Annotated in this window: 17 protein-coding genes and 2 pseudogenes; 9 read left to right on the top strand and 10 right to left on the bottom strand. The window is 58.1% G+C overall.

The window, feature by feature from the left end; all coding sequences use genetic code 11:
* Positions 1 to 89 precede the first annotated feature (89 nt).
* Complete coding sequence (locus tag CR155_RS14890; protein WP_102070828.1) at positions 90 to 791, top strand: response regulator; 702 nt, start codon at positions 90 to 92, stop codon at positions 789 to 791.
* A complete protein-coding gene (locus CR155_RS14895; protein WP_233214316.1) occupies positions 788 to 2,191 on the top strand; it encodes an ATP-binding protein in 1,404 nt (467 codons plus the stop codon). The genes CR155_RS14890 and CR155_RS14895 overlap by 4 nt, the downstream gene beginning before the upstream one ends.
* Before the next feature lie 4 nt (positions 2,192 to 2,195).
* On the opposite strand, the gene CR155_RS14900 is transcribed toward CR155_RS14895, so the two are convergent.
* Positions 2,196 to 3,275: a cytochrome d ubiquinol oxidase subunit II gene (locus CR155_RS14900; RefSeq protein ID WP_102070830.1), complete on the bottom strand. Its 1,080-nt coding sequence runs from the start codon at positions 3,273 to 3,275 to the stop codon at positions 2,196 to 2,198.
* Complete coding sequence (locus CR155_RS14905; protein ID WP_102070831.1) at positions 3,272 to 4,612, bottom strand: cytochrome ubiquinol oxidase subunit I; 1,341 nt, start codon at positions 4,610 to 4,612, stop codon at positions 3,272 to 3,274. The genes CR155_RS14900 and CR155_RS14905 overlap by 4 nt, the downstream gene beginning before the upstream one ends.
* A 110-nt stretch (positions 4,613 to 4,722) precedes the next feature.
* Here CR155_RS14905 and CR155_RS14910 point away from each other — a divergent pair, with 110 nt between their 5' ends.
* The 4 genes from CR155_RS14910 to minE all read left to right on the top strand — a co-directional run bounded on the left by CR155_RS14910 (position 4,723) and on the right by minE (position 8,500).
* Positions 4,723 to 6,489 (top strand): glutamine--tRNA ligase/YqeY domain fusion protein, encoded by a 1,767-nt coding sequence (locus CR155_RS14910; RefSeq protein ID WP_102070832.1) that lies wholly within the window; start codon positions 4,723 to 4,725, stop codon positions 6,487 to 6,489.
* 44 nt (positions 6,490 to 6,533) lie between these two features.
* Complete coding sequence (gene minC, locus CR155_RS14915; protein ID WP_102070833.1) at positions 6,534 to 7,313, top strand: septum site-determining protein MinC; 780 nt, start codon at positions 6,534 to 6,536, stop codon at positions 7,311 to 7,313.
* Between the two features lie 109 nt (positions 7,314 to 7,422).
* Positions 7,423 to 8,238 (top strand): septum site-determining protein MinD, encoded by an 816-nt coding sequence (minD, locus tag CR155_RS14920; protein ID WP_102070834.1) that lies wholly within the window; start codon positions 7,423 to 7,425, stop codon positions 8,236 to 8,238.
* 1 nt (position 8,239) lies between these two features.
* Positions 8,240 to 8,500, top strand: a complete 261-nt coding sequence (minE, locus tag CR155_RS14925; protein ID WP_102070835.1) for a cell division topological specificity factor MinE — start codon at positions 8,240 to 8,242, stop codon at positions 8,498 to 8,500.
* A gap of 116 nt (positions 8,501 to 8,616) precedes the next feature.
* Here minE and CR155_RS14930 read toward each other — a convergent pair whose 3' ends face one another.
* From CR155_RS14930 to ettA, 3 genes are all read right to left on the bottom strand, one after another.
* Positions 8,617 to 8,844: a YMGG-like glycine zipper-containing protein gene (locus CR155_RS14930; protein ID WP_102070836.1), complete on the bottom strand. Its 228-nt coding sequence runs from the start codon at positions 8,842 to 8,844 to the stop codon at positions 8,617 to 8,619.
* Between the two features lie 113 nt (positions 8,845 to 8,957).
* Complete coding sequence (locus tag CR155_RS14935) at positions 8,958 to 9,500, bottom strand: isochorismatase family protein (protein ID WP_102070837.1); 543 nt, start codon at positions 9,498 to 9,500, stop codon at positions 8,958 to 8,960.
* 20 nt (positions 9,501 to 9,520) lie between these two features.
* Entirely contained in the window at positions 9,521 to 11,194 is a 1,674-nt protein-coding gene (ettA, locus tag CR155_RS14940) for an energy-dependent translational throttle protein EttA (RefSeq protein ID WP_102070838.1), read from the bottom strand.
* A gap of 140 nt (positions 11,195 to 11,334) precedes the next feature.
* On the opposite strand from ettA, the gene CR155_RS14945 reads away from it, so the two are divergent.
* Complete coding sequence (locus tag CR155_RS14945) at positions 11,335 to 11,844, top strand: hypothetical protein (RefSeq protein ID WP_102070839.1); 510 nt, start codon at positions 11,335 to 11,337, stop codon at positions 11,842 to 11,844.
* A gap of 14 nt (positions 11,845 to 11,858) precedes the next feature.
* Here the strand turns inward: CR155_RS14945 and CR155_RS14950 are convergent, their stop codons facing one another.
* Both CR155_RS14950 and CR155_RS21240 read right to left on the bottom strand, forming a co-directional pair.
* Positions 11,859 to 12,785, bottom strand: a complete 927-nt coding sequence (locus CR155_RS14950; protein WP_102070840.1) for a glycosyltransferase family 2 protein — start codon at positions 12,783 to 12,785, stop codon at positions 11,859 to 11,861.
* Positions 12,786 to 12,959: 174 nt separating this feature from the next.
* Positions 12,960 to 13,088 (bottom strand): hypothetical protein, encoded by a 129-nt coding sequence (locus tag CR155_RS21240; RefSeq protein WP_255398710.1) that lies wholly within the window; start codon positions 13,086 to 13,088, stop codon positions 12,960 to 12,962.
* Between the two features lie 142 nt (positions 13,089 to 13,230).
* Between CR155_RS21240 and uvrA the strand changes: the two are divergent.
* Positions 13,231 to 17,011: pseudogene (uvrA, locus tag CR155_RS14955) on the top strand (excinuclease ABC subunit UvrA); the annotation flags it as partial.
* Between the two features lie 74 nt (positions 17,012 to 17,085).
* A pseudogene (locus tag CR155_RS21475) lies at positions 17,086 to 18,954 on the top strand (excinuclease ABC subunit UvrA); the annotation flags it as partial.
* Here CR155_RS21475 and CR155_RS14960 read toward each other — a convergent pair.
* The 3 genes from CR155_RS14960 to CR155_RS14970 all read right to left on the bottom strand — a co-directional run bounded on the left by CR155_RS14960 (position 18,951) and on the right by CR155_RS14970 (position 23,016).
* Positions 18,951 to 19,589 carry an aminotransferase class IV gene (locus tag CR155_RS14960; RefSeq protein ID WP_158238283.1) on the bottom strand — a complete coding sequence of 213 codons (639 nt, stop codon included), beginning with the start codon at positions 19,587 to 19,589 and terminating at the stop codon, positions 18,951 to 18,953. The pseudogene CR155_RS21475 and the gene CR155_RS14960 overlap by 4 nt on opposite strands.
* A 15-nt stretch (positions 19,590 to 19,604) precedes the next feature.
* Entirely contained in the window at positions 19,605 to 20,681 is a 1,077-nt protein-coding gene (locus CR155_RS14965) for a YkvI family membrane protein (RefSeq protein WP_102070843.1), read from the bottom strand.
* Between the two features lie 250 nt (positions 20,682 to 20,931).
* Positions 20,932 to 23,016 carry a putative bifunctional diguanylate cyclase/phosphodiesterase gene (locus CR155_RS14970; RefSeq protein WP_102070844.1) on the bottom strand — a complete coding sequence of 695 codons (2,085 nt, stop codon included), beginning with the start codon at positions 23,014 to 23,016 and terminating at the stop codon, positions 20,932 to 20,934.
* Positions 23,017 to 23,097 lie beyond the last annotated feature (81 nt).

Consider the following 23,097-nt stretch of genomic DNA (forward strand, 5'->3'; position numbering starts at 1 on the left):
GAATATAAAGCCATGCGCCGGTGCGAACACCTATTTCAGTCGATTTCCCGCGCTTGCAAGGCATCAGTCCAAAGGGCACACTTTGGTCTATGGAAAATCCCCTAGTAAAAGTACTGGTCGTTGACGACGATCCGGCCTTGCGTCAATTGCTCGCCGACTATCTTAACCGCCATAGCTACGACACGCTGCTTGCGCCGGACGCCAGCGACTTGGCAGCGCGCATACAGCGTTATTCGCCGGACCTTATCGTACTTGATCGCATGATGCCGGACGGCGATGGGGCGGAAGCCTGCCGCCGCCTGCGCCAGCAGGGCGAAGACATCCCTGTCATTTTACTCACTGGCCGAGATGAAACCGTTGACCGGGTCATCGGCCTGGAGGCCGGGGCCGACGATTATCTGGGCAAGCCTTTCGATCCCCGCGAGCTTCTGGCGCGTATCGAGGCGGTTCTGCGGCGAAAAAAAGGAGCATCGGCACTCACCAAGGACAAGCCAGTCGTGTTCGGTCCGTTCGTCTTCGACCCTTCCACCCGGCAACTGAGCAAGGAAGACACCATCATCAAGCTGACCGGGGGTGAAGTCAATTTGCTGGAAGCCTTGATCAACAATCCTGGCAAGCCTTTGTCGCGGGATCGCCTGCTGGCACTGGCACGTGACGATGACGAAGGTGAACGCAATGACCGGGCGATCGACATCGCAGTGCTTCGCCTGCGCCGCGCCATCGAAGATGATCCCAAGCAGCCCCGCTGGATACAGACTGTCTGGGGAGTCGGCTACCGGTTCTCGCCATGAGCCGCACGCTCACACTACGTGCATTGTTGCCCCGATCCCTGCGCACACGTATGGTCTTGTTGACCCTGGGAACCATATTGCTGGTCCAGGCCGCCACTTTTGCTACGGTTTCCCACTACCGCAAGCAGTTCACCGAAGAGGTTGCGGTCGAGTTCACGGCCACGACCATCCGGACTTTGCGGGCCGCGCTGGCGGAGATCCCGGCCGAGCAACGGCCGGGATTTGTGCGCACCGCTTCACAGAATCAATGGCATCTGTGGTCGCGCAGCCTGCCGTCCGACGCCAGCCTGGAAGAAAGGCGACCTGCCCGTGAACAACGACACGGCCGGCGCCCTCCCCCCAACGACATTCGCAACAATTTGCGCACATTTGTCCAGGCGCTCAACAAGCGACTGAGCGACGACACGCGTGTCGCGCTGTCGCGCGGACCGGAGCCGCGCTTGTACATATCGATGTTGCCGGACCCAGACCTGGACGAATCCAGGCATAACCGCGAATGGCTGGTGATTCCGCTGGACAGGATCGCCCCCCCCGTAGCCACACCGCTTATTGTTGTATGGTTGACCGGCATGGGACTGTTCCTGCTCCTGGCCGCTGCATTTTCCTGGCACATCACACGGCCCCTGACGCGGCTCGCCAAAGCAGCGGATCAGCTTGCCGCCGGCCAGCCTCAACGCGTGATACCTTCCGGGCCGCGGGAAACTCGCGTTCTGGGCGAACGTTTCAATGCCATGCTGGACACCCTGGAACAATCCGCCGCCGTACAGCGGACATTGCTTGCCGGACTGCCGCATGATCTGAAGGGACCTCTGTCGCGCATGTGGTTGCGTATCGAGATGATGGAAGATGCCAACTTCAAGGAGGGCATGCTCAAGGACGTGCAGGACATGCAACGCATGGTGAACCAGTTCATCGGCTTTGTACGCGGTTCTGACCCCGGCTCGTACCAGTTCGCCACGCTGGCCCTCAACACATGGCTGGAAGAGCAGATTTCGGCATGGGAAAGCACCGGCAGCCCCGTGAAGCTGGTGCGTCTGAGCACGCAGCTCATAATTCTGGAGGCTGACCGTCTGGCAATGGGTCGGCTGCTCGACAACCTCATCACCAATGCGCTGAATCATGGAAAGCCGCCGGTGGAGGTTGCCCTGGACGCGACGAAGCACCATGCAATCATCACTGTAACCGACCACGGCCCGGGAATTTCGGCCGAACGGCGCGAAGAGGCGTTGCGCCCATTCTCGCGGCTGGACGAAGCCCGCACGCTCACTGGTTCAGTAGGATTGGGGCTGGCATTGGCCGATGCCATCGTCAAAGCGCATAACGGCACACTGGATCTGGGGCAGGCGCCCGGGGGCGGATTGCAGGTCACGATCACCCTTCCCCAGTCCGGAGAATCGTGAGGCGTCACGCAACAATACTGCCGTCGCCGGCGCGCTGGTCCTTGAATTCCGGCGGTGTCGGCGCTATGGACAAACCGAACATTCGCCAATAGACCCATATGTTGAAGATTAAGGCGACTGGCAGCGCGACCACCGTGGCGGCGAGAACCAGCCGCAGCGAATCGACCGATGCCGATGCATCCCATATGGTTATATCGTCAAGGACCAGGTAAGGGAAGAAACTGTAGCCTAGCCCGCCCAATGTAATGAGAAATACCAGAAGCGTCATGAAAAAGGGAAGAGCCGTCGTGCGATAACTGCTGTTGATCATCCGTTGAAAACACATCTCGATGGAAACAAAACAGGTCAGCACAATGAGCCACAAAGCCGCCACGACCTGCCAGTGCGGACCATCGCTCCATTTCAAGAAAATTCCGGCATTGCCAAAAGCAAGCACCACCGAAACACCGACCGCACCGGCCGCCGCCCAGCGGACGGCGCGCCGTCCCCACATCACCGCCCTGGCACGCAACTCGCCGGCCACGCGCATGATCAGCCAGGCCGAACCAAGCAGGCAATATGCCGCAACGGCTGACAGACCCACGAATAACGAGAACCAAAGATAACCTGCTTCATTCTGATAGGTCACCACGACCTGGGCCAGCAGAAATCCATGCGCCAGCGCGGTCACAAGGGAACCCAATGCAAAACCAAGCAGCCAGCGGGACTGCAGTTCCGCCGGCGACCGCAGACGCAGCTCAAAAGCAACCGAGCGCAATAGAACGCCCAGCGCAAGAACACATAAGGGCAGGTAAAGTTCGCTCATCACACTTCCCCAGGCGTTCGGAAACGCCGCGACGAAGAGACCCATACCGAGAAAGAGCCAGAACTCATTGGCATCGCGCCAGGGACTGAGCAAGGAAAGCATGCGCGGACGCAGGTCGGCTGGCGCAAACAAGGCCAGACATCCCACCCCGATATCGAAGCCATCCAATACCGTTCCGGCCACGATGATGGCGAATAGCAGGCCCATGAAAACCAAGGGCATCCAGAACGCAGGATCGTTGGCATTGACCCCAAGCGCCGTAGCAAGCGCGGCGATCATGCGCGTCCCCTGCGCCGGGCGATGGGGACCACACCATAACGCGCAATATGCCGAAGCAACTGGAAGAAACCGGCCAGCAGCACCCCATAAAGCACCAGATAGGCGATATATCCGCCGAGCAACACGTCGAAGTTGATTTCGCCGGCGATCTCGCTGACTGTAATAGTGCCGGTAACGGCATAAGGGAACGAGCCGAAGAGCAAATAGGCCAGACCGGTCAATAGCAGTATCCAGCCGGAAAACGTCATGCCGGCCAGCACATGCCGCCACCAGCGCGACAAGGCGCCAGGGTCGTAGCGAGTGCGATGCGCTCGCCATAGGGTGATCGAAGCGACGAGGGCCATGATCAAACCAGTCAGCAGCGCCAAGCGGAACGACCAGAAAGTCAGGCCTACCGGCGGCGCCATTCCGGCGAACCGGTCCAGCCCTCGAAGATTGCCGGTGCCATCGCGCTGCAACCATTGACTGCCTGCATTGCGCCAGGTCCAATCCATGCGGTTCATCCCTGCCTGCTCGTCCGGTACGGCGAACAGGACAAGATCGGCCTGCGGGCCGCTGCGCCAATAGGCCGCCGTCGCCGCGGCCTTGGCCGGCTGGTATTGCGCCGTCATCCGGCCCGACCCTGCCACCACCAGGCCTTGCAATACGACAGCAACACACGCAATATACGCCGCGCTGCTGAACACGAGGCGTTCACTTTCGTTGGCTGGCCGGCGCAAGGCTTGCGCAGCACACACGCCAAGCATGAGAAAACCTACGGTCAGCCCGCTGGCAAGAAGGAACATGGCCGCATACCAGGGCAAGGCGGGATTAAACAGCACCGCCCACCAGTCCACGACATGGTATTGCCCCTCCGTCCAGCTCACGCCGGCGGGCGTATGCATCCAGGACAGCAGCACCAACAGCCAGAAACAAGAAACCAGAACCCCCAACGCAACCATGAAGACCAGCAAAGCGTGGACCTTGTCGGAAACGTAACGCTGTCCGAAAAGCATGGCTCCCAGAAAACAGGACTTGAATACGAAGGTGGACAGGATAGCGGCGGCCAGTAGCGGGCCGGCCACGTCTCCTATTTTGTCCATGAGCGTTGGCCAGAGGCTTCCAAACTGAATCAGCACCGGCATACCCGAGGCAAGACTGAGAACGAAAGCCAGCGCGAAGACACGTACCCAAAAACGATAGGCCTCGGTCCATAGTGATTTATCGGGCCCGAGCGAGCGCACTTTGAAATACAACAGCACCCACGCCAGCCCCAGTTCTACGACAAGGAACAGCACCATAAAGCCCAGGCTTGAAAAGAACTGGATCTGCGATAACCACAAGGTCGAGTACGTCATAATGTGCGCTAGTTTAGAGCCAGTTGGCGATTTCTGTCGCGATACGCAGGCAATTAAACCTGAACGTGGCAAAATGCTTACTTCGCCCGCCATTTCAGTGTTTATCCCGTATGACTTCCGTACCGAGCCCTGCTCCCGTTTCAAACTTCCTGCGCACCATCATCGATAACGACCTTTCCAACGGCCGCTATGCCGGCAAGCGCTGGGCAGGCAAACCGGGACCGGCATCAGTGCAACAGCACGGCAGCGTAGACACCGCACAGATCCGCACACGTTTTCCGCCCGAGCCCAACGGCTACCTGCATATTGGGCACGCCAAGGCAATTTGCCTTAATTTCGGTCTGGCCCGCGATTACCACGGTGCCTGTCATTTGCGCTTCGACGACACGAACCCCGAGAAAGAAGAAGAGGAATACGTCAACGCGATTATCGACATGGTGCAATGGCTGGGCTTCGATTGGACGTACGCCAACGAGTCCAACTGCTACTTTGCCAGCGACTACTTTGGCTACATGTATCAGTTCGCGCAAGCTCTCGTGGGCGCCGGACTGGCCTACGTCGACGAACAAAACGCCGAGCAGATACGCGCCTTGCGTGGAACACTTACTGAAAAAGGCAAAGATTCGCCCTGGCGCGACCGCCCGGCACAAGAATCGCTTGCGCTGCTGGAGGAAATGCGTCAAGGCAAACATCCCGACGGAAGCCTGGCACTGCGTGCCAGGATCGATATGGGTTCGCCCAATATAAACATGCGCGACCCGGTGATATACCGCATCCGGCACGCAGCTCATCACCGCACGGGCAATGACTGGTGCATATACCCCATGTATGCGTGGGCACATCCCATCGAGGACGCGCTGGAAGGCATCACACACAGCATCTGTACCCTGGAATTCGAAGACCAGCGGCCTTTCTATGACTGGACACTCAATCATCTTGCCGAACTGGGTCAGCTTTCTCTGCCTCTGCCGCGCCAATACGAATTCGCACGCCTGAATCTCAATTATGTGGTCACCAGCAAACGTAAACTGCTGCAGCTGGTGCGTGAAGGCCGCGTAAACGGCTGGGACGACCCGCGCATGCCCACCTTGGCAGGCTTGCGTCGTCGCGGCTATACGCCTGACTCCATACGGCTTTTTTGCGAGAGGCTAGGTGTTTCCAAGGCCGACTCGCGCATCGACTATAGCGTCCTGGAACAAGCCTTGCGTGACGATCTCGATCCCAAGGCGACGCGCACGGTCGCCGTGATTGATCCCATCAAGCTGGTCATCACCAATTTCCCGGAAGGCCACACAGAGTTGTGCCACGCGCCCCGCAATCCGCATGATGCCGCCGCCGGATCCCGTGAATTTCCTTTTACTCGCGAACTATGGATAGAACGCGATGACTTCAAGGAAGATCCGCCTAAAAAATACTTCAGGCTGTTTCCGGGAAATACAGTACGCTTGAAGTACGGCTATATCGTCAAGTGCACGGGTTGCGTCAAGAACGAACACGGGGACGTGATCGAAGTCCATGCCGAATACCTACCGGACACGAAAAGCGGTACGCCAGGCTCCGACTCGGTCAAAGTCAAAGGCAATATCACCTGGGTCAGCGCGTTACACGCCGTTGCGGCAGAGATCCGCATGTACGACCGCCTGTTCAGCGAACCGCATCCCGATGCGGGCGATAAAGATTTTCTGGCCGCCCTGAATCCCGAATCCTGCCAAGTCTTGCAGGGTTGGCTCGAACCCGGGACTCAAGCAACGCCGGGCACCACCTGGCAATTTGAACGGCTGGGCTATTTCGTGGCAGACCGTCACGAATCCACCCCGGAAAAACCCATCATCAATCGTGCTGTTACGCTCAAGGATTCCTGGGTGCAAAAAAGTTGACGCGCCGACCGATGACCCACTTCTTATTTATGAAAACCTGAACCGTGAGCGAATCAACTTCAAACCGCAAGAGCCAACTCGCCCTGGACTTTAAAAGCGCCACGCTTTACGCCTTGCGCGTAGTCCTGCATAGCCACGACACCACCGCCCTTATCGCGGCCCTCGCGCAGCGCATGCGCGACGCCGGCTCGTTTTTTGAAAACGAGCCGGTAGTCATCGACGCGAATCAGATTGACGAGCCCATAGAATGGGCTGCACTAATACAGGCGCTGAGTGAACATAGCCTGCACCCGGTGGGAGTCGTAGCGCAGGGTCTCAATCTCGAGGCGGCAAAGCGTTGCGGCCTGGTAACGGTCGATCTGGCGAATCCGATACCTCGGCCCACCAGTGAACCTGTTGCCGATAAGGATGTACCGGTGGTCGCTCCCCCGGTGGCCGATGAAGTCCCCGCCAACCTGCCGACCGAACCGGCAGTGCCTGAGGTCGCTCCAGCCGCCATGGTCATCAACAGGCAGCTTCGCTCGGGCCAAAGAATCTACGCCCGCAATACCGACCTGATCGTCATTGGAGTTGTAAGCCAGGGCGCGGAAATCATTGCCGACGGCAACATCCACGTATATGGCCCTTTGCGAGGCAAGGCCATGGCAGGAGCACGGGGCGACACGAGCGCGCGGATATTCACCACGCAGCTCGACCCCGAGTTGCTGGCCATTGCCGGGGTTTATCGGGTCATCGAAACCCGGCTCGATCCAAGCCTGCTCAATCAGCCTACGATTGTGCAACTCGAGGACGATCAATTAAAGATTACGGCGCTGGGCAAGTAAGATATCTTTTGTTGCCAAGCCAAGTATAAATAGGTGCAAGATCGGGCACTATGTGACGATTTTGCTATACGATTACGTGATTTACCAAAACTAAAGGAATTCAATCGTCATGGCGCGAATTGTTGTGGTGACTTCCGGCAAAGGCGGGGTGGGCAAAACAACCACCAGTGCCAGCTTCTCTTCCGGACTGGCGATGCGGGGCCATAAAACAGTGGTTATCGATTTCGACGTGGGCTTGCGCAACCTCGACCTCATCATGGGTTGCGAGCGCCGGGTCGTTTACGATTTCGTCAATGTCATCCAGGGGGAAGCCACGCTGAACCAGGCGCTTATCCGTGACAAGCAACTTGAAAACCTGTTTATTCTGCCCGCATCCCAAACCCGCGACAAAGATGCACTGAGCAAGGAAGGCGTTGAAAAGGCGCTCAAGGACCTCGCCGGCATGGGTTTCGAATACATTGTTTGTGACTCACCCGCCGGCATCGAGACGGGCGCACTGATGGCATCGTATTTTGCTGACGATGCCCTGGTCGTCACCAATCCCGAGGTCTCTTCGGTACGCGACTCGGACCGCATTCTGGGAATATTGTCTGCCAAGTCCCGGCGCGCTGAAAAAGGCGAAGACCCCATCAAAGAGTTCCTGCTGTTGACCCGATACAATCCCAAGCGTGTTGCCGATGGCGAAATGTTGTCGCTCAAAGATATCGAAGATATCCTGCGCATCAAGCTCCTGGGCGTGGTACCCGAATCCGAGTCAGTTCTGCAGGCCTCCAACCAGGGCGTTCCTGCCATCCACATTCGTGATAGCGATGTATCGGCGGCATACCAGGACATCGTCGCGCGCTATCTGGGTGAAGATAAACCCCTGCGTTTCGTCGATTACGAAAAACCCGGCCTGTTCAAGCGCCTCTTCGGAGGAAAATAATATGTCCTTTCTTTCTTTCCTGCTCGGTGAAAAAAAGACTTCTGCCAGCGTCGCCAAAGACCGACTGCAGCTCATACTCATTAACGAACGCGGCGACGGCATCACTCCCGATTACCTGCCCCGTTTGCAGAAAGAACTGGTCGAAGTAATCTCGCGCTACGTCAAAATCAACCCCGAAGACATCAAGGTGAACCTCGACCGCCAGGATTCCCTGGAAATTCTTGAAGTCAAAATCGAGATGCCCCAACCCGAAATTCGCTAGTGCTGCCTGGGTGGTTCGCATAACCGAATCAGCCGAACGGCTTACCAGGCAGAAAAAGCGTACAGGACAAAAAAAACCGGTTCATATTGAACCGGCTTTTACGCATCAAGGATGTGTTATCGGTTCTTGCCGATTTGGTCGCCAATGACGCCACCGATGGCCGCGCCGCCAACGGTACCCAGCACACCACCATTGGACAGGACTGCACCGCCCACCGCTCCAACGCCCGCGCCGGTTGCAGCGCTTTTTTGGCGACTATTCATGTTGTCCCATGTGGAACAGCCAGCCATCGTGAAGGCCAGTACACCCACTGCGCCAAGCTTCGTGAAGGACGATAATTTCATATTCAAATCTCCAGACATTACAAGCAATACCTTACAGTACTCCAGTTTTTGACATACCGGGATTCCTGAAAAAAGTTCATGGTTAACAGGAGCAACAGTTGTATCAGAAATAATTAGCCGGCCTTGATAAGCGCGAGCACTTCTTTGAATTGAGGATGATCCGGGGTCTCGAGCCATTCGAACATTGCCATCTCTGACGTGATTTGTTCCAGGCCATGATGAGACCAGCGCGAGCTTGCGGCTTGCTGATCGAACAAACGTCGTGAACCCACGCAATCGGTGACAAGAATGGGAGTCAGTCCAATGCGGGCGAGCCCAAGGCCAGTTTGTAACACGCATACATGAGCCTCGGTGCCGATTAGCAACACGTTGGTGCGACCAGTAGGCATGTCGGGGCGAAAATGTGACTCGCGTGTGGCGTCGAAGTGCGTCTTGTGGATGACATGATCGACCCATCGCTTGAGCATCGGGTCGGTCGAACCAATTTTGCCGGCATAATGCTCTGTGGCGATCACGGGAACACCCAATAGCTGCGCGGCGCGCGCCAGGCGCTCGGCGCAAGCCAGCACCCGCTCGCGGTCGTGAATGGCCGGCAGCAACGCCGATTGCATATCGACCAACAGGACCATTGAATCGTGGGTGCTCAACATGGGCATGGGGTCTCCGTTCGATTAGCCTACTTCAGTGCCTTATACCGCAACCGCTTCGGCTTGGCGCCATCTTCACCCAGGCGACGCCTTTTATCGGCCTCGTACTCCTGGTAGTTGCCATCAAAGAATACCACCTCTGATTCACCCTCGAATGACAGTATATGCGTGGCGATACGATCGAGGAACCACCGATCATGGCTGATGACCATTACGCTTCCCGGGAACTCCAGCAAGGCATCTTCCAGCGCCCGCAAGGTTTCAACGTCCAGATCGTTGGAAGGCTCATCCAGCAACAGGACATTCCCTCCCGCGATCAGGGTCTTGGCCAGGTGCAAGCGTCCGCGCTCGCCGCCGGACAGCTTGCCGACCATCTTGTTTTGGTCGCCGCCCTTGAAATTGAAACGTCCGAGATAGGCACGCGATGCCATTTCAAACCGACCCACCGTGAGAATGTCGGCGCCATCGGAGACGGCATCGAACACCGTCTTGTCGTCCGGCAGGGATTCACGAGACTGGTCCACGAATGCCAGCTTGACGGTCTTGCCCACGTTGACTGACCCGGCGTCAGGCTGGTCCTGTCCGGCAATCATGCGGAACAACGTCGATTTACCGGCACCATTGGGGCCGATGACACCCACGATTGCGCCCGGTGGTATCTTGAAACTGAGATTATCGATCAGCAAACGATCTCCGAATGCCTTGCTGACATTATCGAACTCGATCACGTCATTGCCCAGGCGCTCGGACACGGGAATGAAAATTTCCTGTGTTTCGTTGCGCTTCTGATATTCATGGGACGAAAGCTCTTCAAAACGGGCAAGGCGCGCCTTGGCCTTGGCCTGCCGTCCCTTGGGGTTTTGACGCACCCATTCGAGCTCTTTCTTGATGGTGCGCTGGCGCGCCGACTCGGAAGATTCCTCTTGCTTCAGCCGATCATCTTTTTGCTCGAGCCAGGAACTGTAATTGCCCTTCCAGGGGATGCCGTATCCCCGATCAAGTTCGAGTATCCATTCAGCCGCATTGTCCAGAAAATAGCGGTCATGCGTTACGCCCACGACGGTGCCAGGGAACTTGCGCAGAAACTGTTCCAGCCATTCCACGCTTTCCGCATCCAGGTGGTTGGTGGGCTCGTCCAGCAGCAACATGTCGGGTTTGGACAGTAGCAGGCGACACAAGGCCACCCGACGCTTTTCACCGCCCGAGAGCTTGCCGATCACGGCGTCCCACGGCGCGAGACGCAAGGCATCTGCCGCGATCTCCATCTGCAGCTCGATATCGTCGGCGCCGCTTGAGGCCGCCGCAGAAATAATGGCTTCCAGCTCGGCCTGCTCGTTCGCCAGCTTATCAAAGTCGGCATCAGGCTCGGAATACGCGGTATAGACCTCATCGAGGCGTTTCCTTGCCGAAAAGAGCTCTCCAAGGCCTTCCTCGACCGATTCGCGAACGGTGTGCTCTGCATTAAGCAATGGTTCCTGCGGCAGATAGCCAATCTTCAGCCCGGGCATGGGAACGGCTTCGCCCTCGATCTCCTGATCCAGCCCGGCCATGATCTTCAGCAAGGTCGACTTGCCCGAGCCATTGAGGCCCAGCACGCCGATTTTGGCGCCAGGAAAAAACGACAAGGAGATGTCGCGCAGAATCTGCCGTTTTGGGGGGACGATCTTGCCGACGCGATTCATCGAATATACGTATTGAGCCATAACCTAGAAAGCCAAGAGAGGATAAAGTGTCGATTGTAGGCCGGACGCGGCAATAAAGTGTCGGCGGGGAAACACAAGACCCGTTCATGTCAGCCGCACTTGCCTTAAAATAGCCGATTCACACATGATTCACGAGCACCATGTCTACCAATCAAGAATCGCCACTGGTCTTTACGGCCGACGAACTCGACCTCATTGGCCGTACCGCGGACGCGCTAAGCGCCTATATGGGCAAGCCGGTCCTGGCCGAAGTCATCGACGCCGATGAAACTGGATTCGAATGGGCCTTGTTCGCCGTACCGCTCGATGTCGAAGACAAGACAGACGATCTTGTCATCGTACAGGTGGGCGGCCCCGGCGCCAGGATCATCGGCAACCAGGGCGGCCTGACTATCGCCGATGGCGACGTATTCGAGTGCGAATACCTGTGGGCGATCCAGTTGTCCGATCTGGAAGGTGTCCGCTTCATCAAGGTAGACCAGGAGGGCGAGGAAATCGCCTGGTCTGAAAATCTTCGCGACGTCCTGCCGTTCGTCATGGCTGACGAGGCTGTCAGCGACGACATCGACGACCTTGACGATGACGAGCCCGATGACGACGACGATATCTTCGATCCCCACGAAGAGGCGACACCACGCACGCTGCATTGATGCAGCGTCAAGTATCAGGTGCGGGAGCGGTCCCGCATGTATAACAAAGCTCCTATCGGCCACATAAGACCGACCAGCACCCGTGATCCCAATCCGCGCAACGCCCGGTCTCCCGGCAACGGTTGGTCGCTATGCTTCAAGTGCAGGGCAAAGCGCGTATAGCGCGCCGCGGCCATCAGGAAAGTCTGCGGCTGGTAGCGGAACCAGGGCAGGCACTCCACGATCGTATCGTGCGCCAGCAACCACAGGCCCAGCGCATGCTGCTGACTTTCCCTACCCTGCCTCGACAGGGAATCGTTACTGTCGTGGTAGACCCTGAATACCTGATTCACGAACCGCGTCTGGTAGCCGGCGCGGGCAATGGCACGCCACACCAGGCTTTCAGGCACGAAGCCGGCAATCTCTTCGGGAAATGGAAACTGTAAAAGAACATCCGTGCGCAGGCAGCCGAACTTCTCGCCCTTGATATGGTATTTGAAGGTCATGTCGAGGACAGTGGCATCGAATACATCGCTGGGAAACATGTCCCCGACGACACTTCCGTCCGGTCGGGCACAAAGGCCAGTAATGGCCACGAATCGTGACCTTTCGCTCGGCGGTATTCCAGCCCACGCGCCGGCCATGGCATACAGTGCATTGGTATCCAGGCTATCGTCGCTATCGACAGCAACCACGAGCTCGCCATTCGCCTTTCTCACGCCGCGGTTAAAGGCCGTCTTTTTGTGCTGGTTCTTCTGCCAAACATAGTGAATGGGAAAACTGGCCTCTTGTTGCCAGGCCATCACCATCGTGCGCGTACTGTCGGTAGAACCGTCATCGACGATTACCCACTCGAAGTCCTGGAATGACTGCTCCCTCAGGGAAAGATATACTCTTTCCAAGGTATGAGCCCGGTTATACGTGGGCGTAATTACCGTGAAGAGGTGACGCCAGGTTTGCATTGTCTCGTTCTATCTGTCTTTGCTGTTGAAGCGATGATAGGCGAAAAAAAAACCGCAGATATTGAATCTGCGGTTTCCTTGCCTTACTTACATTCCGTCATGGCTTGTGCAACAAATACGGCTTTCGCTACAAAAACCTTAAATGACACCGTGCTGCCGGCATGCGCAAGAAGGTCAGGCGCGCTTGACTTTCTCGAGCATCTTGAAAACGCCTTTAGGTGCACGGATGAAAAGGCGCTTGAAGGCCTTGCCCAAGCACTTGCGCTCTAGAGTGTTGCGACGCGTACGTTTGATTTCTGCCATGGTGATCTCCGATCTTTACATGCATAGGCGCGCAAAGACGCGGGCCCTAAATTTGGTTAACTCGCCATTCTACCTTAGAAATTGTCATATACGCAAAAATGGGCTGCGCCACGTCCCTTGACAGAACGATTATCATAATGTCATGAGCTCAACTATACGCATCTTCGGCGCGCGCCAGAACAATCTCAAGAACCTAGACGTATCCATCAATACCGGCGAATTGCTGGTGCTGACCGGCGTCTCCGGGTCGGGGAAAAGCTCCCTGGCCTTCGACACACTGTACGCCGAGGGCCAGAGACGCTATGTGGAAACGTTCTCGCCCTATGCCCGGCAGTTTCTGGATCGTATGGACAAGCCCCAGGTGGACCGGATCGAAGGCATACTGCCGGCCATCGCCATCGATCAAGTCAACCCGGTACGCAATTCGCGCAGCACCGTGGGCACCATGACCGAACTCAACGATCACCTCAAGCTTCTGTATGCACGGCTTGGACGGTTGTACTGCCAGTGCTGCGGGACCCAAGTTTTGCGCGACAATCCGGAATCCATCCAGCAGCAGCTGGCTGTGCGCACCCAGCCCGCAGATCCGCGCCTGGTCATCACTTTTCCCATCATCGTACCGGCAAATTTCACTGAAGAGGAAGTGCGCGGCTTCCTGGACCAACAGGGCTACACACGTGTCCACCACGAAGAGTCCCGGCTGCAGGCGCCGTCCGCCTCGACGGCGAAGGGCAAAAGCAAACGCGTGCCCAAGGCAGAGAAACAGAGGGTGTTGTATGTCATCCAGGATCGTTTCCGCTACGGGACGGCGGAGCCCCAACGGGTCATGGAAGCCCTGGACGCCGCGCTTAAGCAGGGTGACGGCCACATCACCATCTACGCAATGGGCGAGTCGTCCGACGAGGAAATCGCCTGGCGCTTCAGCAACAGACTGCATTGTGCGCACTGCGACGTTGAGTACACCTCGCCGCTGCCCAGCACATTCTCGTTCAATTCGCCATTGGGCGCCTGCGAATCATGTCGTGGCTTCGGCCGCGTCATGGGTATCGACTATGGGCTCGTCGTGCCGGATCAAAAGAAAACCTTGCGTAATGGGGCGATCAAGCCGTGGCAGACCGCCAGCTACAAAGAGTGCCAGGCCGAAATGGAACAGTATGCGCCCACGGCGGGCGTCCGACTGGATGTTCCATGGGAAGCGCTGGATGAACATGAAAGACGCTGGGTCATTGGCGGCACGCCCGATTGGCGCGGCGGACAGAATGCCTGGAAAACCCAGTGGTATGGCGCCCAACGTTTTTTCGACTGGCTGGAATCGCGCGCCTACAAAATGCATGTTCGCGTGCTTCTGTCCAAATATCGAAGCTATACGCCTTGTCCAGCCTGCGGCGGCGCCCGCCTGAAACCTGACGCCACACTCTGGCGCCTGGGCAGCGACACCGCGCGCAATAATGATGGGAGCTATCCGCGCTTCATGCCGGTGCACGCCAGCTGGAGCCGCGAGACCCTCGACGCCCTGCCCGGCCTTGGCATACACGACCTGATGCGCCTGCCCATCGACAGGGTACGCGATCACTTCTTCGATATCAGTTTCGGGACCAGTATCGATGCGGCCATCGATCTCTTGCTGGACGAAGTGCGCACGCGCCTGAAGTTCCTGTGCGATGTCGGCCTGGGATACTTGTCTCTGGATCGTCAAAGCCGCACGCTCTCCGGGGGCGAAGTCCAGCGCATCAATCTCACTACAGCGCTGGGCACTTCCCTGGTCAATACGCTTTTCGTACTCGACGAGCCATCCATCGGCCTGCATCCGCGCGATATGCACCGCGTCGTGGAGGTGATGCATCGGCTGCGCGCCAACGGAAATACGCTGGTGGTCGTCGAACATGATCCGCAAGTAATGATAGCGGCCGACCGCATCATGGATATCGGCCCCGGTCCAGGCGAGCGCGGCGGCCAGATCGTTTTCGACGGCACTCCGCAGGAATTGCGCAATGCCGACACACTGACGGGACGTTACCTGGGTGGGCGCCTGCGGGTCGAGGCGCCCCGACCGATGCCGGTGGCATCGGGCACACCCCGACTTGTGCTTGAGGGCGCCAACGCCAACAACCTCAGGAATGTTTCAGTTTCAATACCGCTGGGACGACTGGTTTGCGTGACCGGTGTATCGGGATCGGGCAAATCCACATTGATACAGGATGTCCTGTATCCCGCCATCCTCAAGCAGAAAGGAAGGCCCACCGAAGCGCCCGGTGAACATCAGCACCTGCTGGGTGTCGAGCAACTGGCCGACGTAGTCATGGTGGACCAGACACCCATCGGAAAAACGGCGCGCTCCAATCCGGCAAGTTATGTGGGTGCCTTCGACCCCATACGCAAACTCTTCTCCCAGGCGCCGTTGTCCAGGGAACGCGGCTATACAGCGGGCACGTTCAGCTTCAATACCGGCGACGGGCGTTGCCCCACCTGCGGCGGTACCGGATTCGAACACGTCGAGATGCAATTCCTGTCTGACGTCTATCTGCGCTGCCCGGACTGCGACGGTAAACGATTCCGTCCCGAAATCCTCGAAGTCAAGGTCGAGCACCTGGGTCGCAGCGCATCCATCGACCAGGTGTTGGCGATGACCGTCAGCGAAGCACTGTCGTTCTTCAATGGACTGCGGGATGTGCAGTGGGGGCTGGCTCCACTGGCAGATGTGGGTCTGGAGTATGTGCAGCTTGGCCAACCCGTACCCACTCTTTCCGGAGGCGAAGCTCAGCGACTGAAGCTGGCCGGCCACCTGGCGGCGGCAACGCGTAGCGGCATTTCCTCGGCCAAGGTCGCCAAGAAAGGAAGCCTTTTCCTGTTTGACGAGCCCACGACAGGCCTGCATTTCGATGATGTCGCCCGGCTTATGCGGGCGTTTCGCAAGTTGCTCGCCGCGGGCCACTCGCTGCTTATCATTGAACACAATCTCGATGTCATCAGGGCTGCAGATTGGCTGATCGACCTGGGCCCCGAAGGCGGCGACGCCGGCGGCATGGTGATGGGCGTGGGCACGCCGGAAGAACTCATGCAGAACAAAGCCTCGCACACGGGGCAGGCGCTGGTCGATTACACCAGTGCCATTGTTTATGAGGACAAGTCCCACCAGGCGCGCCTGCTTGCCGAACCGATCGCGCAGTATGCGAACGATAGTGGCACCCCCTTGCAGACGCTGGTCAGGCAGAAACGGTCCCTTGCGAAAAGCATCGATATCGTGAATGCGCGCGAGCATAATCTGAAAGGCGTCAACGTCAGCATCCCCCACGACACGTTCACCGTCATCACCGGCGTTTCGGGTTCGGGCAAATCGACGCTGGCCTTCGATATTCTGTTCAATGAAGGCCAACGCCGCTACCTCGAATCACTGAACGCCTACGCGCGCGCCATTGTCCAGCCCACCGGCAAGCCGGATGTCGACGCGATTTACGGCATTCCGCCCACTGTCGCCATCGAGCAACGCACCAGTCGGGGCGGCCGCAAATCAACCGTGGCCACGATGACGGAAATCCATCATTTCCTGCGCCTGCTCTACGTGAAACTGGGCACGCAAATGTGTCCGACCTGCGATGTCGCGGTCGAACCGCAGAAGGCCGAACAGATCGTGGCCCAGCTTCTGCGCGATTACAAGGGACAGCACATAGGGGTGCTGGCACCGCTGGTAACGGCGCGCAAAGGCTATTACACCGACCTGGCAAAATGGGCGGCCATGAAAGGCTACTCACACCTGCGGGTGGACGGCGAGTTCATTCCGGTGGCGCCCTGGCCGCGGCTGGATCGCTACAAGGAACACAGCATCGAACTGCCGATTGCCGACCTGCTCGTTGATGCCAACCGTGAACCCGAACTACGTGAGGCCATACGAAGCGCACTGGAGCACGGCCAGGGCAGCCTGAGCATACTTTCCGGCCTGACCGACGGCGACGCGACCTCTGTCGACGAGCGCCGTCAGCGCGGGATCAGCGGTGCATCCCGCCAACATCATTTCTCGGTCAAGCGTGCCTGCCCCAGCTGCGGTACCAGCTTTCCTGAGCCAGACCCGCGCATGTTCTCGTACAACTCCAAACATGGCTGGTGCACGGCATGTTTCGGTACCGGACTTCAGCTCTCCGGATTTGACGCCGAACAGACCGGCGAGGAGACAGCATGGAACGCCTGGTACGAAGGCGACACGGAGACATGCAGCAGCTGTCACGGCGATAGGCTCAATCCCGTATCGCGTGCGTTCCGTTGGCGAGGACGTTCCATCGCCGAGCTGGCGGCCCTGCCCGTATCAGACGCCCGTACCTTTTTCACCGGACTTGTGACCCAGGGCCGCGAAGTGGAAATCGCCCGCGATATCCTCGCCGAGATCCAGGGCCGCCTTGATTTCATGCAGGAAGTGGGTCTGAGCTATCTGGCACTCGATCGCGCTGCGCCAACCCTGTCCGGTGGCGAGGCGCAGCGGATCCGCCTTGCGGCCCAGTTGGGTTCGAACCTGCAGGGGGTTTGTTATGTGCTGGATGAACCGACCATCGGTCTGCACCCTCGCGACAACCAGATTCTGCTGAATGCCCTGGCAGCATTGGAAGGCAATGGGAATACGCTGGTGGTCGTGGAACACGACGAAGACACCATACGGCGCGCCTCGCACATTATCGACATAGGCCCCGGCGCCGGTGTGCGCGGCGGCATGGTGGTCGCGCAAGGGAGCGTACAGGACATCATCGACAATCCCGCCTCGGTCACCGGGCGCTATCTGAAGACTCCCCTGCGCCATCCATTGCAGGCGCGACGCCCTGTGGACAGGGACACCCCCATGATCACAGTCAGCCGGGCGCATCTGCATAACCTGCACAACGTGACGGCCAGCCTGCCTGTCGGCCGGCTGAGCGTGGTCACCGGTGTCTCCGGATCAGGTAAATCAACCCTGGCCCGGGACGTATTGCTGGACAATCTGGCCCAGGCGGTTTCCCAACGCCGGGCGCCCGCATGGCACGGCTGCGTCGAGATCACAGGATGGGAACATATCGATCGTGTGCTCGAAGTGGATCAAACCCCCATCGGCAAGACACCGCGTTCCTGCCCGGCGACGTACATCGGTTTCTGGGATGATGTGCGCAAGCTATTTGCAGAAACCCGCGATGCGCGCATACGGGGCTGGACCGGGACGCGCTTTTCATTCAATACCGGCGAAGGACGGTGCCCGGTGTGTGAGGGCCAGGGTTTGCGGACGATAGAAATGAGCTTTCTGCCGGACGTCAAGGTGCTCTGCGATGCCTGCACCGGTGAGCGCTTCAATCGCGATACGCTCAATGTGACATGGCGCGACAAGAATGCTGGGGAAGTCCTGAAAATGGAGGTCGACGAGGCCATCACCTACTTCGCCGCGCATTCCAGAATATCGCGCCCCTTGCAATTGATGCAGGATGTGGGCCTGGGATACCTGACGCTGGGCCAGCCCTCCCCCACCTTGTCAGGTGGCGAAGCCCAGCGCATCAAGCTGGTCACCGAACTCACCAAAGCCAGGTTGACCGATGGTGTGATCAAGACAGGCCGGGCTTCGCGTATCCCGCATACTTTATACGTCCTCGATGAACCAACGGTCGGCCTTTCCATGGCCGACGTCGAAAAGCTCATCCATGTGCTGCATCGCCTGGTCGCCGCAGGCAACACCGTCGTAGTCATCGAACACAACCTTGACGTTATCGCTGAAGCAGACTGGATACTGGACCTGGGGCCGGAAGGCGGCAACGGCGGCGGACGCCTGGTTGCCGAAGGAACACCCGAACATATAGTGAGCCTGAAGGCCGAATCGCACACGGGGGCGGTGTTGGGCCCTTTCCTGCACGCCGCAGGCTAGAGCGCGGCGTCCAGCCAGCCGCGCAGCGCATTCGATACCCGGATGGCGGGCGCATTCAGGAACTGTTCCCGCGTAACGCGGGCTTCCTGGACCCGCCCGCGGTCCAGCAGTTCCTGGCGCTGAACGCCGGGCAATAATCCGCAGTCCAGGGGCGGCGTAAGCCAGGTATTGGTCCGGGCGTCCAGCAGGTAGATATTGCTGCGGCTCCCTTCACACACCTCGCCTAGCTCATTGCAGAACACCACGTCAAAAAATTCGGGATGATGCGCCAGCCAGGCTTGAGCCGCCTCGTACCACGGCCGGTGGGTAGTCTTGTGCCGCAACCATACCGCGTCCGCCTGCAGCGGCGTAGCACTGAGCCGCAGATGTACAGGTGGGGACAACGCGGGCAATGGATTGGATTCCAATACAAACTCGCCGCTCCGACTCAGTAATAAACGCAGACGGTGGCACTCGTTGGCGTCCAGACTGCCGATGTGCTCCTGCACGCCACGCAGCAATGCGTCGGCGGGCCAGGCGTAACCCAATGCCGTGCACGAACTCTGCAATCGCCGCCAGTGGCCAGCCTGGAGCGGAACGCGCCGCCCCGGTTCAACTCTCATGGTCTCTATAAGACGCGCGTCGGTGTCGGACATGATCGCCATGCAGGTTCAGGCAACGTGCTTTTCAGCGCTGGCGGGTTTGCAGCGGTCCCGGAACCAATTGACGAACACGGCGCCTATCAAGATCAAGCCAAGGTACCCTAGCAAGGGATAAACGCTGCCTACCAGCGTCGTGAAACCGACGAAACTGAGTATCAGGCCAATAGAGCAGCACGATAAACTCATTAGGCGGAAACGGCCGGTCTCGGGACGGGAAAAGCGCGCACTGAACGCAAAGAACATGCCCACCGCCGTGCTGTAGATCATGCATGCTATGGACACTGTCATCAGGATGCCCACCACAGGCGACAGCCGCGATGCCAACATGAGTGTAGGCAGTTCCGCGCCTTGCAACTGATTCAGGTTGAAAAACAGACTGACGTTGAGCAACAGTATCAACAGCCCCAGGCCTACCCCTCCCAGCGCTCCGCCTCGCGAGGTGCTCTTGATGTCGCGACTGCGCCCGGCGATTACTGCCAGCATCGGGAAGCCCACCGCGATATTGAAGGAGGCATAAAGTATGGCGCCCAGGGCCCAGTGCGGAGCCACGGTATGCTGGTCCTGGCTGAGCGTGAGCAACTGTTCGATATCGGCACTGCTGGTATACAAAGAATACGTCGCAATGACCAGCACGAGCGCCATCAGCAAAGGCGTTGCGAGACTGACCAAATGGATGATCCGTTTCACGTTCAGGCACAAGGTCAAAACGATCAGAACCGTCATGAAGACACTACCGATCACCGGCGAAAAGCCGAATTGTTGCTTGAACAAAGCCCCGGAGGCCGCCAGCATGGCCACGCCAACGCCAAACAGGAAGAAAGTGAGCAGGATGTCCATGATGGCTCCGGCACGATGACCGAACAATAGATGCAACACATCCTTGTGCGATTGAGCCTGTAAATTCGTGCTGATGCGCGCGATCTGCATACCCAGGAATGCAAATAGCAAACCGGCGAGCAAGGTACCGGCAATGCTAGCCATGCCATAGCCGGTAAAGAACTGAAGTATTTCCTGGCCCGAAGCGAACCCGCCGCCGATGATTACGCCCATGTAGGCAAAAGCGAGCTGTACTGCGTATTTATTCATATCAACGCCCGGATCATGATCCTGTAAACCAGGCTGGATTGTACTAGGCCGACGTAGAACTGACCCGTGGCAATTTTGAATGGCTTATAACCATTACAGAGGACGGGAGACTGCCCATGCAAGGCGCGGCGCCAGCACTCATTCAATGGAATACTCCCGCGCATCCTGCCGTTGCGATGCCGGACTTTGAAGGCAAGCTTTCGCCACATGCTCTACCGGTCGGAGCGACGCCGTACCTGCTCGCGCATATTCAGACGCCAGATGGGCCGCGCAAGCTGGAATGCAATATGTACTGAAACTGATCCGAAGGAAGAGGACGTCCGAAAAGATAGCCTTGCAACGAGTCACATCCGAGTGCCGTCAAAAACCGTTGCTGTGCGATGGTTTCCACGCCTTCAGCGACCACCAGCAGGTTAAGCGTGTGTCCCAACGCAAGAATAGCGGAGACGATTGCAGCGTCCTCCGCATTATGGGGAAGCTCTCGCACGAATCCCCTGTCGATCTTCAACTCGTGAGCGGGCAGGCGCTTCAGATACAGCAAACTGGAATAGCCCGTCCCAAAATCGTCGATGGCAATGCGTACTCCCGCGTCGTTCAGTTGCCGCAGTATGAGAATACTTGCGTCGGCATCCCGCATCGCGACAGTTTCGGTAACTTCCAGCGTCAAGTGGCGCGGTTCCAGATTATTGCGCTGCAATGCATCGCGTACGGCCCCCACCAGACCCGTGTGGCCAAATTGCAATCCCGACAGATTGACCGCGACCGACATGTCGCCATACCCCTGATCATGCCAAGCCTGCAGCTGCCGACATGCCTCGCCCAGCACCCACGCTCCGAGCTGAACTATCATGCCGCTCCGCTCGGCGGCAGGAATGAACGCGTCTGGAAGAATCAAACCTCGCACAGGATGGTGCCAGCGCAGCAGAGCTTCCGCACCAATGATGCCACCGCTTTTGGCATCAACCTTGGCCTGGTAATACAAGTCAAATTCCTGCCTCTCCATCGCCAGGCGCAAGTCTTGCAATAGCAGCAACTGCTGCTGAGCATTCGCGACCATTGACGTCTGGAAAAAGCAATATGTGTTATGGCCTAACGACTTGGAGTGATACATGGCCGCATCTGCATTCGTCAGAAGGTCATGTTGACTGGCTCCGTCCCGCGGATACATTACGATGCCGATGCTGGTCGAAATGCGCAGTTCGTGACCGGCCAATTGAAATGGCCTGCGAATGATCGACAGCATGCTTTCGGCAAGCCTGGCCGCGTCGTCGGGTTCCACCAAGCCGGTCAGCAATACGAACTCGTCGCCGCCGAGGCGCGCAATCGTATCCTGCTGTCGTACTTCGGACAGGACACGCCGAGCCACCTGGACGAGCAACGAATCGCCTACGTGGTGACCATAGGCATCGTTGACGGCCTTGAAGCCATCCAGATCCATGAACATCAGCGCAAACTGCTTCTGTTCGAGATCAGCAGCATGCATGCGCTGCTTGAGCCTATCTTCTAGAAGCACACGATTCGGAAGATTGGTGAGGCTGTCATGCAACGAACGATGCCTCAGCTTTTCGTTGGCGCTGGCCAAAGACTCTGCAAGCTTCGCTGTGCGCGATTCGAGTCGCAGGTCCAGAACAGACGTGACCAGAGCGATCCCCAGGACCGCCATGGTAATCACGATCACGACCAACGCAAGCCAACCGGAATCCACACCCGCTCCCGCTGCTCCGCATATGCTTCCTGCTGGAAACTCGGCAGCCGCCATCCCCGTATAGTGCATGCCGGCAATAGCCAACCCCATGATAAGTGCCGCGCCAACACGTAACAACCCCTCATGAGATGAACGCCTGCGCAAGTGAAACGCCATCCACAGGCCAATACCTGACACGCCGATCGCGATCGCAATCGAGGCGACAAACAGCGATGGGATATATTGAATTCCCGGACTCATGCGCAACGCCGCCATGCCTGTGTAATGCATGCTTATGATCCCCGATCCCATCAGCAATGCGCCTGCAAGCAGCCTGTGCCATGGCAAGCTGTCGTGCGTAACCAGCCATAGCGCAAACGCCGAAGACGCTATGGCAATCAATAACGACAGGGCTGTGATGACCGGATCGTACCCCAAAGGGATAGGCAGACTGAAGGCGAGCATCCCTACGAAATGCATCGCCCAGATACCAATGCCCATGGCGCACGCGCCGCCGACCAGCCATCCATATGCCGCGCGGCCGCGCGCCGCTGCAATGCGCCCGGCCATGCCTAGTGCCGTGTATGAAGCCAGAATCGCAATCAGTATCGAAGGCAGGACAAGGACGAGGTTATGGGCACTGGCAAGCATCGAAGGTATTGGCGGTGAACAGACGCGATCTTTACGTGAAAGAGACGCAATACTGAAGGGGATGGGCAGCCGGAGACGGAA

It is taken from the genome of Pollutimonas nitritireducens, assembly GCF_002849615.1.
GTDB classification, from domain to species: Bacteria; Pseudomonadota; Gammaproteobacteria; order Burkholderiales; family Burkholderiaceae_B; genus Pollutimonas; species Pollutimonas nitritireducens.

What these genes read in the sequence shown, in the direction of transcription:
- CR155_RS14890 (WP_102070828.1), top strand. Translation starts at nt 90, where the DNA reads ATGGAAAATCCCCTAGTAAAAGTACTGGTCGTTGACGACGATCCGGCC.
- CR155_RS14895 (WP_233214316.1), top strand. Translation starts at nt 788, where the DNA reads ATGAGCCGCACGCTCACACTACGTGCATTGTTGCCCCGATCCCTGCGC.
- CR155_RS14900 (WP_102070830.1), bottom strand. Translation starts at nt 3,275, where the DNA reads ATGATCGCCGCGCTTGCTACGGCGCTTGGGGTCAATGCCAACGATCCT.
- CR155_RS14905 (WP_102070831.1), bottom strand. Translation starts at nt 4,612, where the DNA reads ATGACGTACTCGACCTTGTGGTTATCGCAGATCCAGTTCTTTTCAAGC.
- CR155_RS14910 (WP_102070832.1), top strand. Translation starts at nt 4,723, where the DNA reads ATGACTTCCGTACCGAGCCCTGCTCCCGTTTCAAACTTCCTGCGCACC.
- minD (WP_102070834.1), top strand. Translation starts at nt 7,423, where the DNA reads ATGGCGCGAATTGTTGTGGTGACTTCCGGCAAAGGCGGGGTGGGCAAA.
- minE (WP_102070835.1), top strand. Translation starts at nt 8,240, where the DNA reads ATGTCCTTTCTTTCTTTCCTGCTCGGTGAAAAAAAGACTTCTGCCAGC.
- CR155_RS14930 (WP_102070836.1), bottom strand. Translation starts at nt 8,844, where the DNA reads ATGAAATTATCGTCCTTCACGAAGCTTGGCGCAGTGGGTGTACTGGCC.
- CR155_RS14935 (WP_102070837.1), bottom strand. Translation starts at nt 9,500, where the DNA reads ATGCCCATGTTGAGCACCCACGATTCAATGGTCCTGTTGGTCGATATG.
- ettA (WP_102070838.1), bottom strand. Translation starts at nt 11,194, where the DNA reads ATGGCTCAATACGTATATTCGATGAATCGCGTCGGCAAGATCGTCCCC.
- CR155_RS14945 (WP_102070839.1), top strand. Translation starts at nt 11,335, where the DNA reads ATGTCTACCAATCAAGAATCGCCACTGGTCTTTACGGCCGACGAACTC.
- CR155_RS14950 (WP_102070840.1), bottom strand. Translation starts at nt 12,785, where the DNA reads ATGCAAACCTGGCGTCACCTCTTCACGGTAATTACGCCCACGTATAAC.
- CR155_RS21240 (WP_255398710.1), bottom strand. Translation starts at nt 13,088, where the DNA reads ATGGCAGAAATCAAACGTACGCGTCGCAACACTCTAGAGCGCAAGTGC.
- CR155_RS14960 (WP_158238283.1), bottom strand. Translation starts at nt 19,589, where the DNA reads ATGTCCGACACCGACGCGCGTCTTATAGAGACCATGAGAGTTGAACCG.
- CR155_RS14965 (WP_102070843.1), bottom strand. Translation starts at nt 20,681, where the DNA reads ATGAATAAATACGCAGTACAGCTCGCTTTTGCCTACATGGGCGTAATC.
- CR155_RS14970 (WP_102070844.1), bottom strand. Translation starts at nt 23,016, where the DNA reads ATGCTTGCCAGTGCCCATAACCTCGTCCTTGTCCTGCCTTCGATACTG.